Origin of the sequence: Stenotrophomonas sp. NLF4-10, from assembly GCF_022359915.1 — a bacterium.
GTDB lineage: Bacteria > Pseudomonadota > Gammaproteobacteria > Xanthomonadales > Xanthomonadaceae > Stenotrophomonas > Stenotrophomonas daejeonensis.
Window position 1 is genome coordinate 1,911,160 of the sequence record NZ_JAKSEE010000003.1, and the last position, 17,438, is coordinate 1,928,597.

Below are 17,438 nucleotides of genomic sequence, written 5' to 3' on the forward strand. Positions count from 1 at the left end.
AATGGCCGGCGCGGCATCGGTCGGGCCGCGGCGGCAGGGCAGCAGGGTAGGCCGGGGTAACACCCCCGGCGGCTTCATGCCGATGCGCAAGGTGCCGGGGGCGTTACCCCGGCCTACGCCGCCTCGGCCACCTGGCGCAGGCGGTGCAGCACGAAGTCGGCCAGCTCGTGCGGGCTGTACTTGGCGACGAAGGCGTTGGCGCCCACGCGCTCGACCATCGCGTTGTTGAACACCCCCGACAGCGAGGTGTGCAGCAGCACGTACAGCCCGGCAAGCCCGGGGTGGCGGCGGATTTCCGTCGTCAGCGTGTAGCCGTCCATCGCCGGCATCTCGATGTCGGAGATCACCATCGCGTAGCGCTCGGCCGGGTTCTCGCCGGCCGCGTGGATCTGCAGCAGGTGGTCCAGCGCCTGCTTGCCGTCGGAGAGCAGGGTGGCGGTGACGCCGAGCTGGTCGAGCACGCTGCGGATCTGCTGGCGCGCCACCCGCGAGTCGTCCACCACCAGCACCTGCAGCGGCGGTGCGCCGGCCGGCAGGGCCATCGACGGGTCCAGCACCGCGTCCTTGCTGACCTGGGCGATGTCGGCCAGCACGCTCTCCACGTCGATCACCTGGATCAGCTCGCCCTGGAAGCGGGTGACCGCGGTCAGGTAGCTGGATTCGGCGCCCAGCTCCGGCGGCGGCTGGATGTCCTCCACCGCGATGTTGACGATGCGCTCCACGCCGCTGACCAGGAAGCCCTGCACCGAGCGGTTGAATTCGGTGACCACCAGGTAGCCCGGCGAAGTGTCGGCGTCCGGCTCGCGTTCCGGGTGGCCGATGGCCAGGCCCAGGTCCAGCACCGGCACCGAGCGCCCGCGCACGTCGGCGACCCCGGCGAACTGCACCGGCAGGCCGGGCACGAGGAACAGCGGCGGGCGCCGCAGCACTTCCTGCACCTTGAAGACATTGACGCCAAAAAGCTGACGCCCGCCCAGGCGGAACAGCAGCAGGGCCAGTCGGTTGTGGCCGGCCAGCCGGGTGCGCTGGTCGATGCGGTTGAGCAGGTCATGTGACATGCAGCCGGTATCGGCCGCACGCGCGCAGGACTTGAGTGCCGCTTCGGGCACGGGGATTGCATGGCCACCTGCGACCTTGTGAGGATTGCCGTGGAGAAGCCCATGCGCCCGTTCGTCCTGCTGTGCCTGCTGCTGGCGGCGCCCGCCTGGGCCGGCCAGTTCCAGAGCCTGGCCTCGATCCGCGCCGCCGCCCTGTCCACCCTGGACCCGTCCATCGAGGGCGAGGCCACGGTGGACGCCAACCTGCGGCTGGCGGCCTGCCCGGTATCGCTGCAGGCGCGCGCCACCGGCAACCGCGTCGTCGAGGTCGGCTGCCCGCAGCCCGGCGGCTGGAAACTGTTCGTGCCGGTGGAGATCCGCAACGAACAGGACGTGGTGATGCTGGCGCGCGGCGTGGCCGCTGGAGAAATCCTCGGCCCGGCCGATATCACCAGCGTCCGCCGTGACACCGCGCGCATTGCCGGCGCGGTGCTGTCCGATCCGCGGCAGGTGGTCGGCCGGGTGGCCCGGCGCGCGCTGGGGGCCGGTACCCTGCTGGGGGCCAACGACCTGGTCGCCCCGCGCGTCATCCGCCGCGGCGACAGCGTGGCGCTGGTGTCCCGGCGCGGCGGCGTGGAGGTGCGGATGGCAGGCAAGGCGCTGGGCGATGCCGGGCAGGACGAGCGGGTCTCGGTGGAGAACCTGTCCTCACGGCGGGTGGTGCAGGGTATCGTCGCCGCCGGCGGCGATGTGCTGGTCTCGCGCTAGATGATGCAAAAGGTACTAAAGGTTTCCCGGAAGCGGCCGTTATTCTTGTCGTACCGAAACAGGACTCCCATCACATGAGCCAGAAAATCGACGGTGGCATCACGGCTGGCGCCCCGGTGCGCCAGGTCGCCACGCCGACCCGGACCGCAGCGACCGGCGACGGCGCCGCCCGGCCGGTGGAAGCGGTCGACAGCCTGCGCCTGACCGGCGAGGCCACCAGCCTGCAGGCCCTGCAGCGCGAGCTTTCCACCGCCCCGGCGGTCGACAATGCCCGCGTGCAGGCGGTCCGCGAGGCGCTGGAAAACGGCAGCTACCGGATCAACCCGGACGCCATCGCCCAGCGCATGCTGGACCTGGACCAGCAACTGCAGGCATGACCGCCGCCATGACCGATCCGCTGCAGCAATTGAGCGATGCGCTTGATGGCGAGCGTCAGGCGCTGATCGATCACGACATCCCCGCGCTGATCGCGGCCACCGGCCGCAAGCTCGAAGCGCTGAGGGTGCTGGAAGCGCAGCCGCCGCTGGAACAGGCCGAGCGCCTGCGCGAGCTGGCCGAGCGCAACCGCGCCAATGGCGCGCTACTGTCGCGCCGCCGCCGCGAGGTCAGCTGGACCCTGCGCCAGCTCGGCCGCAGCGAGAACGCCTCGGCCTACGACGCCAAGGGCCAGTCGCAACAGCTGCACACGCGCCGCTCGCTCGCGGTCGCCTGAAGCCGGCCGTGCCCCGGCGGGGCGGTGGTATGGTGGAACGCCGTTCCCCGACCGCACGACCGCCGTGGCCGATTCCGAACCCGCTTCGTTCATTCCCTGCCCACCTTCCCACGTCCTGCGCGGCATCGCCGACCGCATGAACGACGGCATGCTGATGTTCAACGAACGCGGCGAGGTGTCGATGGCCAACCGCGTCGTCCGCGAGCTTTTCGGCGTCGCCGACGGGGACGCCACCGAGCTGGGCCGCCGCGTCGAGGAACTGCTGCCCGCCAGCGCGTTGTCGCAGGCGGCCGAGAGCGGCTGCTGGAGCGGCAGCCTGCCGCTGGACGAGCGGGTGGTGATCGTCCAGATCTACCACCACGGCGAGGGCGACGAGCAGGCGTGGCTGGCATTGTTCCGTCACATCGAGGGCCGCGAGGACTACGAGCAGGAACTGCAGCGCCGCCACGTCGAGCTGCGCCAGGCCTACCAGCGCCTCAACGGTGCGCAGGAAAAGCTGCTGCAGTCGGAGAAAATGGCCTCCATCGGCCAGCTCGCCGCCGGCGTGGCGCACGAGATCAACAACCCGATCGGCTACGTGCACTCCAACCTGGGCAGCCTGCAGGAATACCTGCGCAGCCTGTTCACCGTGATCGAGGCCTACGAGCGCGCGCTGCGGGCGCCGGACCCGAAGGCGATGATCGCCGAGATCGACGACGTCCGCGACCGCCTGGACATCGACTTCATCAGCCGCGACCTGCCGCAGCTGATGGCCGAGTCGCGCGAGGGCATCGAGCGGGTGACGCGGATCGTGCGCGACCTGAAGGACTTCTCCTATTCCGGGCGCGAGGAGTCGTGGAAGCTGGCCAACCCGCACGCCGGGCTGGACTCGACCATCAACATCATCTGGAACGAGCTCAAGTACAAGGTCACGCTGGAGCGCCGCTACGGCGAGCTGCCGATGATCGAGTGCCTGCCGTCCGAGCTGAACCAGGTCTACATGAACATGCTGCTCAACGCCGGCCATGCCATCGCCGAGCGCGGCAGCATCATCGTCAGCACCGGGGTGGAAGGCGAGGACGTGTGGATCGAGTTCCGCGACAACGGCTCGGGCATTTCCCCGGAGCTGCGCCAGCGCATCTTCGACCCGTTCTTCACCACCAAGCCGGTGGGCAGCGGCACCGGGCTGGGGTTGTCGATTTCCTACGGCATCGTCAACAAGCACCACGGCCGCATCGAGCTGGAAAGCACGGTGGGCGAGGGCTCCTGCTTCCGCATCGTGCTGCCGGTGCGGCAGCCGCGGTAGGTCGGGGCTACGCCCCGACGCTTCGTGCATGCCGCCGTCGGGGGTGTAACCCCGACCTACCTCAACAAGCACCACGGCCGCATCGAGCTGGAAAGTACGGTGGGTGAGGGCTCGTGCTGCCGGTGCGGCAGCTGCGGTAGGTCGGGGCTATGCCCCCGACGCTTCGCGGGTGTCGCCGTCGGGGACGTAGCCCCGACCTACCTCAACAAGCACCATGGTCGCATCGAGCTGGAAAGTACGGTGGGCGAGGGCTCGTGCTGCCGGTGCGGCAGCTGCGGTAGGTCGGGGCTACGCCCCCGACGCTTCGTGCATGCCGCCGTCGGGGGTGTAACCCCGACCTGCCTCATCGCGATGATGGCGGTTCGCCGCCGACGGGCTCGGCCGGCGCCATGCCGCCGCTGCCACGATGCTGCTCGTCGTGGGTACGGAACGCCTGGCGGATGTGCTCGCGCAGTTCGTCGTCGTTCCACGGCTTGGTCAGGAAGCGATAGATCGCGCCGCGGTTGATCGCGTCGGTGACGGTGGTCAGGTCGGTGTAGCCGGACAGCACCAGGCGGATGGTGTCCGGGTACAGCATCTTCACCCGGCCGAGGAACTCGGTGCCGCTCATGTCGCTCATGCGCTGGTCGGACAGGATCACCTGCACGTCGTTGATCGCCAGCAGCTCGAAGGCGTCGCGCACGTTGCCGGCGGCGAGGATGCGGTAGCCGTCGCGGCGGAACAGGCGCACCAGCGAGCGCAGCACGTTCTCCTCGTCGTCCAGCAGCAGCAACGTGCGGTCCGGGCGGCTCTCGGCGAAGGCTTCCGGGCGCAGGTAGCGGCGGCGCAGGGTCAGGCCGGCGGCGTCGGCCGACATCGGTTCGCCGAACAGGTAGCCCTGGAACACGTCGCAGTCGTTGCGGCGCAGGAAGCCCAACTGCGCCTGCGACTCGACGCCGTTGGCGATCACGCTCATGCCCAACTGGTGGCCCATGGCGATGATGGCGCGGGCGATGGCGGCCTCGCGGTCGGCGGCCGGGGCGCTCTTGATGAAGGTGCGGTCGATCTTGAGCTTGTCCACCGGGTAGCGCACCAGCGCGCTGAGGCTGGAGTCGCCGGTGCCGAAGTTGTCCAGGCTCAGGCTGATGCCCTCGCCGCGCAGGTGGGCCAGCGTTTCGTAGACGAAGTTGACGTTGTTGGTCAGCGCGCTTTCGTTGATCTCCAGCGTCAGCATCTGCGCCGGCACGCCGGTGGACTGCAGCAGCCCCATCACCTCGGCGAAGAAGCCCGGGCGCAGCAGTTGCAGGGTGGAAACGTTGACGGCGACGTTGAGGTCGTCGAAGCCCTGGTCGCGCCAGGTGCGGGCCTGGCGCAAGGTCATCTCCAGCACCCAGGTGCCGATCTGGACGATGATGCCCAACCGCTCGGCGGTGCGCATGAAGCGCTCGGGCACCAGCATGCCCAGCGTCGGCGATTGCCAGCGCAGCAGCGCCTCCATGCCGACCACGTGGCCGTCGCGGGCGCTGACCAGCGGCTGGTAGCGCAGGCGCAGCTCGCCGTTGTCGATGGCGTCCACCAACTGCCGGGCGATGATGCTCTCGCTGTGCGCGCTCAGCGGCCGGTGCAGCATGTGCACCTGCACGATGTTGCCGCCCTCGCGGGCGGCCTGGTGCAAGGCATCCTCGGCCAGGTCGAGCAGCCGGCTGGGGTCGGTGGCGTGCTCCGGGCACAGGGCCACGCCGATCTTGGCGGTCAGGAACAGGGTGTAGGGCAGCACCGACAGCGGCAGTTCCATCTGCTGGCGCAACTGCTCGGCCATGTCCTCGGGCAGCGGCACGCCGGCCGCGCGCGGGATGGCCAGCACGAATTCGTCGCTGCCGTGGCGCCACAGCCGGCCCTGTTCGGGAAGCTGTTCGCGCAGGCGCTGGGCGACCAGCACCAGCGCCTGGTCGCCGACTTCGGCGTTCATGTTCTCGTTGACCGAGGCGAAGTGGTCGATGTCCAGGTGCAGCAGCATCAGCGGGGTGCCGCCGCGGGCGGCCTCGGCGACCATCGCGGCCAGTTCGGGGTTGCCGGCGCCGAGGCGGGTGACCGTCGCCTGCGCCGCCGGCGCCGGGGGAGCGTTCCACATGGTTCTAGTGTCCTGCGCAGGCGCTGGCGGCCTGCGCTGCGCGATAGGGGAGGTGCAGCTCGATGCGGGTGCCTTCGCCCGGCCCGGTGTGGATCTGCAGGCGGCCGCCGGCGCTCTGCGCGCGCTCGCGCATGACGATCAGGCCCAGCCCGCGCGGGCCGGCGGGGTCGAAGCCCTCGCCGTCGTCGGCCACCTGCAGGTGCAGGCGGCCGTCACCGGCATCGGCCAGGCGCAGCCGCACCTGGCTGGCCAGCGCGTGGCGCAGGGCGTTGGTCAGGCTTTCCTGGGCGATGCGGAAACAGGCCTGTTCGATCTCGTTGTCCGGCCGCTGCGGCAGGTCGCCCACTTCCAGCAGCAGCTCCACCGGGGAGGCGCGGAACAGCTGCCCGGCCTGCCAGCGCAGGGCGGCTTCCAGCCCCAGCGCGTCCAACTGCGGCGGGCGCAGCAGCATCGACAGGTTGCGCAGGCGGATGACGGTGCTGTCCACCAGTTCCACGATCTGCCCGAGGTCCGCGTTGCGGCGCTGCATGTCGGCCTCGTCGATGGCGGCGTGGGCGGCCAGCTTGATCGCGGTGACGGCCTGGCCGATGTCGTCGTGCAGGTCGCGGGAAATGGCCCGGCGCTCGTCCTCCTGTACCGAGAACAGGCGCCCGGCCATCGCCTGCAGCTCGCGGTTGCCGGTTTCCAGCGCCGCCCGGCTGCATTCCAGCTCGGCCAGGTCGCGCGCCACCAGCCGCTCGAGCCGGCGCAGGCGCGGCAGCAGCAGGGCCAGGGCGACGCCGGCGAACAGCGCGACCAGGGCGACGGAGGTCACACTCCAGAGGGCGGTCGATCCGGCCAACCCCGGCCACAGCCGCGGCAGCAGCCCCCACAGCAGGATCAGTGTCCCGCCCACGCCGACCACCGCCAGTACCGCGCGCTGCAGGCGGGCCATCGCCGAATCCGTGGTGGGGGCGGGGTGGGCGCGGGGCTGGCCGGTCTCCATTGGTGCGTGGTGTGCCGGGTAGGGAACCGGGGTTCATCTTACCGGCAGCGGGGGTGATGACGCAGTCCTCAATTTTCGACGGGGCGCGCCGTTAACGATGACGTACCCGTGTCGCGGGAAGAGGATTGGGAGCGGTACTGCGTGGATCAAGGCGTCATCGCAGGCATGCTGAGCCACCCGTTGGCGGGGGCGATCGTGTTGCTGGACCCGGAAGGGCGACCATTGGCCGCCAATGCGGCTGCGCGCGGACAGGGGCTGCACCGCAGCCTGTCCACGCACCGCCTTGCCCTGGCCGGCGTGCGCCGGCTGGCCTGCGCGCAGGGCATGCAGCCGTGCTCCATCCCCGGCAACGGCGGTTGCCTGCAGGGTTTCCTGAGCGCGGTCCACGCGCCTGAAGGCGCGGTGTCGGCCTACATCTGCACGGTCGAGGCCGCCACCGTCGGCGAACCCTCGCTGCAGGCACTGCCGGGCAGCGACGAAGCCCGGGTGAAGGCGCTGGAAGCCGAACTGCACGAGCAGCAGGTGCAATTGGGGCAGGTCCGGCACATCGCCGGGCTGGGCGGGTGGCACTGGTCGCGGCGCGACGGGCGCTTCCTGTGGTCCCCCGAGTTGCATGCCGCCCTGGGCCGCGCGCCCGGCAGCCTGCCGGAAAACCGGCGCTGGCTGTCCCTGCTCGACCGGCCCGCGCGCCAGCAGGCAATGACGGCATGGCGGCGGCTGCACCGTGAAGGCCAGCCACAGCATTTCGAACTGGCGGTGCCGGCGGCCGACGCCGGCGAAGCCAGCCTGCAATTGGGGGTATGGATGCAGCCCGAGCCGGGAGACGGGGGCGGCATCGGCAAGGTGCGCGGGCAGGTGCAGAACATCACCGAGCAGCACCAGACCGATGCGCTGGTCCGCTGGCGCACCGAACTGCTGAACCGGGTGTCCGCGCTGGGCCGCATCGGCGGCTGCGAGATCGAGGTCGCCACCCGCAGCATGCTGTGGACCGAGGAGTGCTACCGCATCCACGGCCTGCGCAAGGAGCCGGTGACGCTGGAGCAGGCACTGGCCCTGTACACGCAGGATTCGCGCGACGGCTTCGAGGCCGCGCTGCTGCGCATTGCCGACGGCGGCCTGCCCGAGCAGCTGGACCTGTGCTTCTACCGCCATTCCGGCCAGCGAGTGTGGGTGCAGGTGCAGATCGAGCTGGACCGGCGCGAGGGCCTGCCCGAGCGCTTCGTCGTGCTGTTCCGCGACATCACCCGCGAGCGCGAGGCCAACGAGCGCATCGAACTGCTCGCCCACTACGACCTGCTGACCGGCCTGCCCAACCGCGTGCTGCTGCGTGAGCAGGCGCAGGCGGCCCTGCTCGAAGCGCGCCAGCACGGCACCGTGCTGGCGATGCTGTTCATCGGCCTGGACGGCTTCAAGGCGATCAACGACACCTTCGGCCACGCCACCGGCGACGTATTGCTCAAGGCGGCGGCCTCGCGGCTGCACCAGAACCTGCGCAACGCCGACCTGTTCGCGCGCTTCAACGGCGACGAGTTCATCGTCGTGCTGCGCGACCTGGCCGACCCGGAGGACGCCGGCCACGTCGCCCGCAAGCTGATCGCCTCGCTGGCCACGCCGCTGCACCGCGACGATGCCACGCTCAAGGTCGGGGCCAGCATCGGCATCGCCCTGCCGGACGATGCGCGGCAGGATTTCGACGCGCTGCTGCGCGCGGCCGACGCGGCGATGCACGCGGCCAAGGAAACCGGGCGCAACACCTTCCAGTACTACAGCCAGGACGCGCTGGCCCACATCCAGCGCCGCCTGGAAATCGAACACGCGCTGCACGGCGCACTGGAGCGCGAGGAATTCCACCTCGCCTACCAGCCGCTGGTCGGCAGCGACCCGAACCGCGCCCCGGCCATCGAGGCGCTGCTGCGCTGGATGCGCCCGGACGGCGAGCCCTGCAACCCGGCCGAGTTCATCCCGGTGGCCGAGCGCTGCGGCGAGATCGTCCGCATCGGCGAATGGGTGCTGGACGAAGCCTGCCGGCAGGCCTCGGTATGGCAGGCGGCGGGGCTGGAGTTCGAGCGCATCGCGGTGAACGTGTCGGCCATGCAGCTGCGCGAGCCCGGCTTCGCCGAACGGGTGGTCCGCATCTGCGAGCGCCACGGCTGGCCGCCGCAGCGACTGGAGCTGGAACTGACCGAATCGGCGCTGATCCGCGACACCGAGGTGCTGCGCCAGTGCTTCGACACCTTCGAGCGGCACGGCGTGCCGCTGGCGGTAGACGACTTCGGCACCGGCTTCTCCAACCTGCATTACCTCAACCGGTTCCCGGTGCAGCGGCTGAAGATCGACCGCAGCTTCGTGCATGGCATGCGCCAGGACGCCGGCACCGCCGAGGTGACCCAGGCCATCGTCCAGCTCGGGCATGCGCTGGGCATGCAGGTGGTGGCCGAAGGCGTGGAGACGCCGTTGGAGGAGGCGATGCTGCAGCGCCAGGGCTGCGATGAAATGCAGGGCTACCTGTATTCGCGGCCGCTGCCGCCGCGGGACATGGCGCAGTGGCTGCGCCGGCGCAACGAAGAGGGCAGGGAGCCGGCGTTGCCGGCCCGCCCGGACGCGCCGATCGTCACCCTCTGAGGTCCTGTCCACGGCGCGTTGCAGTCAGGCTTCCGTGACCTTCCTCGCAGGTGCCGGGCTCGCCCGGTAGTGCCTCATGCGGGGCGAGCCCCGCATCTACAAGGGCGTGGCAGGCATGCTGGGGATGGCGAGACTCCCCTCGCACGAATCGGCCCTCGCAGGTGCCGGGCTCGCCCGGCACGGGAGCTTGCCCGGCAATGCCCCATGCGGGGCAAGCCCCGCATCTACAGGGACATGCAAGAGCCGTCTTCCGCGGTCGCGCGGCGGCTACCGCGTTTCCGTCAACCCCAGGTCCCAGGCGAGCAGGGCGGCCAACGGGGCGATGGGGGGATCTTCGGGTTCCTGCTCCAGCTGCCGCCGCAGTTGCGCCAGTTCCTGCTGCGCCAGTACTTCCAGTGCCAGCAGCGCCGCCCCCGGCATGGCCGCCGGCCGCGCGGACGCAACCGCCGCGCTTGCCGGTTCCGACGGGAACGGCGTGGCGGGGTTGTCCTGGGTGGCGCGGAGGATCATGCGGCAGGAGATGGCGGTGGGCGGCGACAGCAAAGCCCCGGCCGGGGCCGGGGCTGTTCGGGATCACGCGGGCCGGGGGCTCAGAACAGCTCCACCGTCCCGCTGCCCATGCTCTGCTGCGCCACCGGCTTGTGCGGCGGGCGTTCCCACTCGCTGCGCATCTCGCGCAGGCGGCTGCCGGTGCGCTGCAGTGCGGTCACCAGTTCGCTGTCGAGCACGCCGCCACTGCGGTGCAGCAGCTCCTGCAGGGCCACGGCTTCGCGGTTGATCGCGGTCAGGCGGTCCAGGTGGGTATGCACGCCGCCCAGCGCCTGGGTGGCGATGTCCTCGAACTGCAGGGCGCGCACCGCCTCGGCGACGCTGCCGTCGATGGCGCGGCCGCACTCGGAGATCTCGCGCATGCCGTCGCCCAGCGAGGCATTGATCGCGGCCACGCTGTCCAGCATCGCCGCCGCTTCCTGGCGCGCCTCGCGGGAGCGGTCCATGTCGCGCGAAGCCATGTGCGAGACGGTTTCGCGGACCTTGGCGATGGCGTCCTTGGAGCTGTGCGCCAGCTTGCGGATCTGCTCGTTGAAGGTGGTCGAGCGCTCGGACAGGTTGCGCACCTCGTCGGCGACCACCGCGAAGCCGCGACCGGCCTCGCCGGCACGGGCCGCCTCGATGGCCGCGTTCAGCGCCAGCAGGTTGGTCTGGTCGGCGATCGACTTGACGTCCTCCAGCAGCGCGAAGATGCCGTCCAGGTGCTGCGCCATCTGGTCGATGTGCTGTACGGTATTGCTGCTCTGGCCGCTGACCTGCTCCAGCGCCTCGACCAGCTGCTCCATCTGCTGGCTGGCGTTCTGCGCGAAGCGGGCCACGTCCACGCCGCCGCCGCCGTCTTCACCGGCACGGTCGACGATGCGGGCCAGCGCCTGGCTCTGCTGCCGCGACTTGCGGCTCATCGCGTCGAAGCTGCCGCCGAGGCCGGCCACCGCCTGGCGGATCAGCTCGCGGGCGCGCTCGATCTCGCCGCGCGAACCGTCGATCTCGTTGCTGACGAAGCTGCGCAGCTCGTTGAGCAACTGGTCCTGCTCCTTGAGCACGCGGGCGTGTTCCGGGGAGCGTTGGGCCTGGCCATGCACGCTGTAGTAGGCGAACACCAGCCAGCTCAGGACCATCGTGGTCAGGATCGCCCATACCGCGGCGGAGGGCCACGCGAACGCGGCTGCCACCGGGAGCAGGAAAGTCAGGGCCAGCGGGGCGGCCAGGCGGATAGCAATGCGTGAATACATGGACGTTCTCGGCAGTGTCACGATTGCAGTATCGGCCGGGTGGGGTGGGTCTTTAGCCGCCCCCGCGCAATTGCCGTTCGATGGTTTCCAGCATGCCTTTGCGCGAGAACAGGAAATCCCAGTAGCTGCCGCCGAGCTGGCGCCACAGCACCGCCGAGCGCACCGCGGCCAGCAGCAGGGCGCGGATTTCGGCCACCACCCCGGCCTGGCCCAGGTAGTGCGGGTTGCCCTGCACCATGATCCGCGGCTTGAGCTGGCTGATGGTGTCCGCGTACAGGCCGCCCATCGCCGCCAGCACGTCGGGGTGGGCGCTGTCGCCGAGTTCGCGCGCCAGCCCGGCATTGCGCTGGACGCCGGCCTGCACCTTGGCGATGGCCGCGTCCTCGCGCACGAAGCGGCGCTCCAGCTGCATCACCGCCAGCGCCAGCCGCGGCAGCAGCTCGTCCTTGCCCTGGTTGCGGAAGTAGTCGCGCAGCAGGCGCAGGCCCGGCTCCAGTTGCCGGGGGTCGCCGTATACCGCGGCCGGGGTGGGCGCGTCGATGCGCATCACGCTGTCCATCGCGGTATGCACCACGGCGGCGTCGGAATGGCCGGTCTCGGCGATGCGCCGCACCTGCTGCAGGGCCTGGGCGATGCCGGCCAGTGCCAGTACGCGGTCGTCGAACGAAGAACTCATGCTTGCCTCTCGGGGGATACGGGCTGCCGGGTGCGCTGCTCCAGCGGTGCATCGGTGGCGGCGATCACCGCGCCGCCCAGGCATTCCATGCCGTCGTACAGCACCAGCGACTGGCCGGGGGTCACCGCGCGCTGCGCATGCGCGAAGCGGACCTCCAGCGTACCGTCGTCGCGCACGTTCACCGTGCACGGCTCGTCGGGCTGGCGGTAGCGAGTCTGCGCGGTGCATTCGAAGGTGGCGGCCGGCGGCGCGCCGGCGATCCAGTGCATGGCCTCGCTGCGCAGCCAGTGCGATTGCAGGTAGGGGCTGTCGTGGCCCTGGTCCACGTACAGGATGTTGCGCGCCACGTCCTTGCCGACCACGTACCACGGCGCCGCCGGGCGGCCGCGCACGCCGCCGATGTTCAGCCCCTCGCGCTGGCCCAGGGTGAAATAGAACACGCCAGGGTGGCGGGCGATGGTGCGGCCTTGCGGGTCGTGGATCTCGCCTTCGCGCGCGGGCAGGTACTGGCCGAGGAACTGCCGGAAGTCGCGCTCGCCGATGAAGCAGATGCCGGTGGAATCCTTCTTGGCATGCGTCGGCAGCGCCGCCTCGCGGGCGATGCGGCGCAGCTCGCTCTTTTCCAGATGGCCGATCGGGAACAGGGTGGCGGCCAGCTGTTCCTGCCCCAGCTGGTGCAGGAAATAGCTCTGGTCCTTGCCGCGGTCGGCGCCGCGCAGCAGCCGCCAGCGGCCGCCGGCCTGCGCCACCTGCGCGTAATGGCCGGTGGCGATGCGCAGCGCGCCCAGTTCGCGGGCCGCATCGAGGAAGTGCTTGAACTTGACCTCGCGGTTGCACAGCACGTCCGGGTTGGGGGTGCGCCCGGCGGCGTACTCGGCGAGGAAGTGCTCGAACACGCCCCGCCAGTATTCGGCGGAGAAGTCGCGGAAATGGAACGGGATGCCGAGCCGGCCGCAGACCGCCACCGCGTCGCGGCGGTCATCCTCTGCCCGACACTCCCCGGAACCATCGTCGGCCCAGTTCTGCATGAACAGGCCGGCGACCTTGTGCTCCTGCTGCACCAGCAGCAGCGCGGCGACCGAGGAATCCACGCCGCCCGATACTCCGACAATGACGTCAGCCACCATCTTTCACCTTCCCCGAGTCCAATCGGAGCCGATTGCGCATGGCACGACGCCACCTCTTCCGCTTGCGGGGGAGGATGGGAGGGGGGAGACCAAGGTCCGCGCGATGCTCACGGCACCTGCCTCACCAGCGACAGCGGATGGCGCTGGCCGGCCAGCCAGTCCGACAGCGTCTGCCAGACCAGCGGGCTGCGCAGCCGCGCCATGTCCGCCTGGATCGCCGCCGGCGTCAGCCACAGCGCCTGCACGATGCCGTCGTCCAGCGCCTGTTCGGGATGATGAAGCACCGGTTCGGCGGCGAAGGCGAAGCGCAGGAACGGCGTGCCATCCGGCGCGGCCCACTGGTAGCTGCCGATGAAGGCGGTCAGGCGCACGTCCCAGCCGGTTTCCTCGCGGGTTTCGCGCACGGCGGCTTCCAGCAGGCTTTCGCCGGGTTCCAGGTGCCCGGCCGGCTGGTTCAGCACCCGCCGGCCGGCCTTTTCTTCCTCGACCAGCAACAGCTGCCCGGCGCGGGACACCACGGTGGCCACGGTGACGCGTGGCGCCCAGCGCTCGGACCGCATCGCATCCACGCTCAGAAGTCGTCCTTCGAGGTCAGTTCCAGCTCGATCGCGTCGGCGCTCCTGATCGCCGCGTCGATGGCGTCGCTCAGCATTTCCGCGCCGGCGTCGGCGTCGATCTTGACCACGAACATGGCCGCGTCGCCCTGCTTGACCCAACTGCCCAGCTTGGAGTCGTTGGAGTCCTCCAGCAGGCGGTTGGCGATCAGTGCCGGGAACTGCGTGCCGGGCGACTTGTAGCCGGGCGACCAGATCTCGCGGACACGGTGGTTGCCGTAGGTTTCGACCGTCGAACGCACGAACACCAGCTGGGTGCGCTCGTCCTCCATGTCGAACACCATGCGGTAGTCGCCGTCCTCGTCGACTTCGTAGGCGTACTCCAGCGAATCGAGCTGTGCCTTGATGCCCGGGTCCGGTTCGCCGGCGCCTGCGGTTCCGGTCATGCCGGCCATCAGGCCGGCCATTGCCACTGCGATTGCGATCTTCTTCATGCGGTCCCTGCGGGGAATGTGGGCAGGCGGGAATTGTAGCGGCGACCGGGGCGGGCCGGGCGCGGGCGGCCGGGGCCAACCGCTATAATTCGCCGATGCCACGCAAGCTCCAACACGAAAACGACCATGCCCTGCTGGTGGAGACCGGCAAGCCCGAAGTCGCGCCGCCGCCGCTGTACCAGGTGATGCTGCTCAACGACGACTACACCCCGATGGATTTCGTGGTGACCGTGCTGCAGGATTTCTTCGGCATGGACCTGGACCGCGCCACCCAGGTGATGCTGCACGTCCACACCCGCGGCCGCGGCATCTGCGGCGTCTACAGCCGCGAGGTGGCCGAAACCAAGGTCGCCCAGGTCAACGAATTCGCGCGCATGAACCAGCACCCGCTGCTGTGCACGATGGAAAAGGCCTGAGGCCGGCATGGCCGATCCCGACGCCTGCCTGAACGGCCATATCCGGCCGGGTTGTGGAAATCGTGCGGCAAGGCCGCATATTGTCTGCAACCGCAGTCGGAGCCCCCCATGTTCAGCAAAGACCTCGAACAGACGATTGGCCAGTGCTACAAGCGCGCCCGCGAGGCCCGCCACGAATTCATGACCGTCGAGCACCTGCTGCTGGCGTTGCTGGAAAATCCGTCCGCGCAGGCCGTGCTCAAGGCCTGCGGTGCCGACCTGGAGCGCCTGCGGCAGGAACTGGAGCAGGCGGTGGAAACCTCGGTGTCGCGGCTGGCCGACGACGACGGCCGCGACACCCAGCCCACGCTCGGCTTCCAGCGCGTGCTGCAGCGGGCGGTCTACCACGTGCAGTCCTCGGGCAAGAAGGAGGTCACCGGCGCCAACGTGCTGGTGGCGATCTTCGGCGAGAAGGACTCGCACGCGGTCTACTACCTGAACCAGCAGGACGTGACCCGGCTGGACATCGTCAACTACCTCTCGCATGGCATCGCCAAGGTCGGCGAAGAGGGCGAGGCCGCACCTTCCATCGACGGCGAGGGCCGGGTCGAGGGCGGCGAGGGCGAGGCCAAGGGCGACGCCCTCGCCGAATACGCCAGCAACCTCAACGAACAGGCCCGCGCCGGCCGCATCGACCCGCTGGTCGGGCGCCGCGACGAGATCGAGCGCACCATCCAGGTGCTGTGCCGCCGCCGCAAGAACAACCCGCTGTACGTCGGCGAAGCCGGCGTCGGCAAGACCGCGATCGCCGAAGGCCTGGCCAAGCGCATCGTCGACGGCGAGGTGCCCGAGGTGCTGGCCGACGCGGTGATCTATTCCCTGGACCTGGGCGCACTGGTGGCCGGCACCAAGTACCGCGGCGATTTCGAGAAGCGCCTGAAGGGCGTGATCACCGCGCTGAAGAAGGTGCCCGGCGCGGTGCTGTTCATCGACGAGATCCACACCATCATCGGCGCCGGCTCGGCCTCGGGCGGCACGATGGACGCCTCCAACCTGATCAAGCCGGCGCTGGCCTCGGGCGAGCTGCGTTGCATCGGCTCGACCACGTTCCAGGAATACCGCGGCATCTTCGAGAAGGACCGCGCGCTGGCGCGGCGCTTCCAGAAGATCGACATCGTCGAGCCGACCGTGGGCGAGGCCTACGAGATCCTCAAGGGCCTGCGCCCCAAGTACGAGGCGCACCACAGCGTGACCTACGCCGACGACGCCTTGCAGGCGGCGGTGGACCTGTCGGTCAAGCACATCGGCGACCGCCTGCTGCCGGACAAGGCCATCGACGTGATCGACGAGGCCGGCGCGCGCCAGCGGCTGCTGCCGGAGGACGAGCGCAAGGCGACCATCGACGTCGAGGAGGTCGAGGCCATCGTCGCCAAGATGGCGCGGATCCCGGCCAAGCAGGTCACCGCCACCGACAAGGACGTGCTGCAGCACTTGGAGCGCAACCTGAAGATGGTGATCTTCGGCCAGGACCCGGCGATCGAATCGCTGGCCTCGGCGATCAAGCTGTCGCGCTCGGGGCTGGGCAACCCGGAGAAGCCGATCGGCAACTTCCTGTTCGCCGGCCCCACCGGGGTGGGCAAGACCGAGGTCACCCGCCAGCTGGCGTTGCAGTTGGGCATCGAGTTGGTGCGCTTCGACATGTCCGAATACATGGAGCCGCATTCGATCAGCCGCCTGATCGGCGCGCCCCCGGGCTACGTCGGCTTCGACCAGGGCGGCCTGCTGACCGAGAAGATCGTCAAGACCCCGCACTGCGTGCTGCTGCTGGACGAGGTGGAGAAGGCGCACCCGGACATCTTCAACATCCTGCTGCAGGTCATGGACCGCGGCATCCTCACCGACACCAACGGCCGCGAGGCCAACTTCAAGAACGTGATCCTGGTGATGACCACCAACGCTGGCGCGGTGCAGGCTTCGCGGCGCTCGATCGGCTTCACCAAGCAGGACCACGCCACCGACGCGATGGAGGTGATCCGCAAGAGCTTCACCCCGGAATTCCGCAATCGGCTGGATGCGGTGGTGCAGTTCCAGGCGCTGGGCTTCGAGCACATCCTGCGGGTGGTGGACAAGTTCCTGATCGAACTGGAAATGCTGTTGCAGGACAAGCACGTGGCGCTGTCGGCCACGCCGGCCGCGCGCGACTGGTTGGCCCAGCACGGCTTCGACCCGGACATGGGTGCGCGGCCGATGGCGCGGGTGATCCAGGACAGGATCAAGCGCCCGTTGGCCGACGAGCTGCTGTTCGGCAAGCTGGTGGGCGGCGGCAAGGTCGGCATCGACGTGCGCGACGGCGAGCTGGTGGTCGAGGCCACGCCCGAGCCGGAGCGCCTGTTGCCGGCGACGGTGGAGTGAAGCAGGGAACGGGGAATGGAGGTGCGGCGCGGGCTGATGCCGCGCCGTTTTGTAGCGCCCGGCCTTGGCCGGGCGATGGCAGATAGTGCCGACCAACGGTCGGCACCCACCACACCTATCGGCATCAACGCACATGCTCTGTAGCACCCGGCCTTGGCCGGGTGTCATTCCAACCCAACGCAAAAAAGCCAGCACAACGGCTGGCTTTTCAGGCAAGCCCGAATCCGCTTATTTCATGCGGTAGGTGATGCGGCCCTTGGTCAGGTCGTACGGCGTCATTTCCACCTTGACGCGGTCGCCGGTGAGGATGCGGATGTAGTTCTTGCGCATGCGGCCGGAGATGTGGGCGATGATCTCGTGCCCGTTTTCCAGCCGGACGCGGAACGTGGTGTTCGGAAGCGTCTCGCTGACGGTGCCTTCGAACTCGATGGAGTCGTCTTTCGACATGTAATCCTGTGCGGTTCTGCGGGTGGCCTTTTC

General features: G+C 69.6%; 16 protein-coding genes and 1 pseudogene. 7 read left to right on the plus strand and 10 right to left on the minus strand.

From position 1 onward, the window contains the following. Positions 1–113: 113 nt before the first annotated feature. Positions 114–1,058 (minus strand): chemotaxis protein, encoded by a 945-nt coding sequence (locus MIC98_RS08960; RefSeq protein WP_057641982.1) that lies wholly within the window; start codon positions 1,056–1,058, stop codon positions 114–116. 102 nt (positions 1,059–1,160) lie between these two features. Between MIC98_RS08960 and flgA the strand changes: the two genes are divergently transcribed. The 4 genes from flgA to MIC98_RS08980 all read left to right on the plus strand — a co-directional run bounded on the left by flgA (position 1,161) and on the right by MIC98_RS08980 (position 3,802). Beyond that, complete coding sequence (flgA, locus tag MIC98_RS08965; protein ID WP_239736912.1) at positions 1,161–1,805, plus strand: flagellar basal body P-ring formation chaperone FlgA; 645 nt, start codon at positions 1,161–1,163, stop codon at positions 1,803–1,805. Positions 1,806–1,879: 74 nt separating this feature from the next. Further along, positions 1,880–2,182 (plus strand): flagellar biosynthesis anti-sigma factor FlgM, encoded by a 303-nt coding sequence (flgM, locus tag MIC98_RS08970; RefSeq protein WP_057641978.1) that lies wholly within the window; start codon positions 1,880–1,882, stop codon positions 2,180–2,182. After that, complete coding sequence (locus MIC98_RS08975; RefSeq protein WP_057641979.1) at positions 2,179–2,517, plus strand: flagella protein; 339 nt, start codon at positions 2,179–2,181, stop codon at positions 2,515–2,517. The genes flgM and MIC98_RS08975 overlap by 4 nt, the downstream gene beginning before the upstream one ends. Before the next feature lie 136 nt (positions 2,518–2,653). Beyond that, positions 2,654–3,802 carry an ATP-binding protein gene (locus tag MIC98_RS08980; protein ID WP_083490225.1) on the plus strand — a complete coding sequence of 383 codons (1,149 nt, stop codon included), beginning with the start codon at positions 2,654–2,656 and terminating at the stop codon, positions 3,800–3,802. 343 nt (positions 3,803–4,145) lie between these two features. Here the strand turns inward: MIC98_RS08980 and MIC98_RS08985 are convergent, their stop codons facing one another. After that, positions 4,146–5,912, minus strand: coding sequence for an EAL domain-containing protein (locus MIC98_RS08985; RefSeq protein WP_239736913.1), 1,767 nt, complete (start codon positions 5,910–5,912; stop codon positions 4,146–4,148). 4 nt (positions 5,913–5,916) lie between these two features. Further along, a pseudogene (locus MIC98_RS08990) lies at positions 5,917–6,645 on the minus strand (sensor histidine kinase); the annotation flags it as partial. Positions 6,646–7,038: 393 nt separating this feature from the next. Between MIC98_RS08990 and MIC98_RS08995 the strand changes: the two are divergent. Then, positions 7,039–9,519: an EAL domain-containing protein gene (locus MIC98_RS08995; RefSeq protein ID WP_169788712.1), complete on the plus strand. Its 2,481-nt coding sequence runs from the start codon at positions 7,039–7,041 to the stop codon at positions 9,517–9,519. A gap of 267 nt (positions 9,520–9,786) precedes the next feature. Here MIC98_RS08995 and MIC98_RS09000 read toward each other — a convergent pair whose 3' ends face one another. From MIC98_RS09000 to MIC98_RS09025, 6 genes are all read right to left on the minus strand, one after another. After that, positions 9,787–10,029: a hypothetical protein gene (locus MIC98_RS09000; RefSeq protein ID WP_057641829.1), complete on the minus strand. Its 243-nt coding sequence runs from the start codon at positions 10,027–10,029 to the stop codon at positions 9,787–9,789. Positions 10,030–10,109: 80 nt separating this feature from the next. Next, positions 10,110–11,300, minus strand: a complete 1,191-nt coding sequence (locus MIC98_RS09005; RefSeq protein WP_239736914.1) for a methyl-accepting chemotaxis protein — start codon at positions 11,298–11,300, stop codon at positions 10,110–10,112. Positions 11,301–11,352: 52 nt separating this feature from the next. Further along, positions 11,353–11,976 (minus strand): high frequency lysogenization protein HflD, encoded by a 624-nt coding sequence (gene hflD, locus MIC98_RS09010; RefSeq protein ID WP_239736915.1) that lies wholly within the window; start codon positions 11,974–11,976, stop codon positions 11,353–11,355. Next, positions 11,973–13,100 carry a tRNA 2-thiouridine(34) synthase MnmA gene (mnmA, locus tag MIC98_RS09015; RefSeq protein ID WP_239736916.1) on the minus strand — a complete coding sequence of 376 codons (1,128 nt, stop codon included), beginning with the start codon at positions 13,098–13,100 and terminating at the stop codon, positions 11,973–11,975. Before mnmA ends, hflD begins: the two co-directional genes overlap by 4 nt. 110 nt (positions 13,101–13,210) lie before the next feature. Further along, positions 13,211–13,663: an NUDIX hydrolase gene (locus MIC98_RS09020; RefSeq protein WP_239738113.1), complete on the minus strand. Its 453-nt coding sequence runs from the start codon at positions 13,661–13,663 to the stop codon at positions 13,211–13,213. Between the two features lie 11 nt (positions 13,664–13,674). Beyond that, entirely contained in the window at positions 13,675–14,112 is a 438-nt protein-coding gene (locus tag MIC98_RS09025; protein ID WP_345772172.1) for a hypothetical protein, read from the minus strand. 134 nt (positions 14,113–14,246) lie between these two features. On the opposite strand from MIC98_RS09025, the gene clpS reads away from it, so the two are divergent. Both clpS and clpA read left to right on the plus strand, forming a co-directional pair. After that, positions 14,247–14,567 carry an ATP-dependent Clp protease adapter ClpS gene (gene clpS / locus MIC98_RS09030; RefSeq protein WP_057641839.1) on the plus strand — a complete coding sequence of 107 codons (321 nt, stop codon included), beginning with the start codon at positions 14,247–14,249 and terminating at the stop codon, positions 14,565–14,567. A gap of 108 nt (positions 14,568–14,675) precedes the next feature. Continuing rightward, a complete protein-coding gene (gene clpA / locus MIC98_RS09035) occupies positions 14,676–16,958 on the plus strand; it encodes an ATP-dependent Clp protease ATP-binding subunit ClpA (protein WP_239736918.1) in 2,283 nt (760 codons plus the stop codon). Positions 16,959–17,186: 228 nt separating this feature from the next. On the opposite strand, the gene infA is transcribed toward clpA, so the two are convergent. Beyond that, positions 17,187–17,405: a translation initiation factor IF-1 gene (gene infA, locus MIC98_RS09040; protein WP_005409596.1), complete on the minus strand. Its 219-nt coding sequence runs from the start codon at positions 17,403–17,405 to the stop codon at positions 17,187–17,189. Positions 17,406–17,438 lie beyond the last annotated feature (33 nt).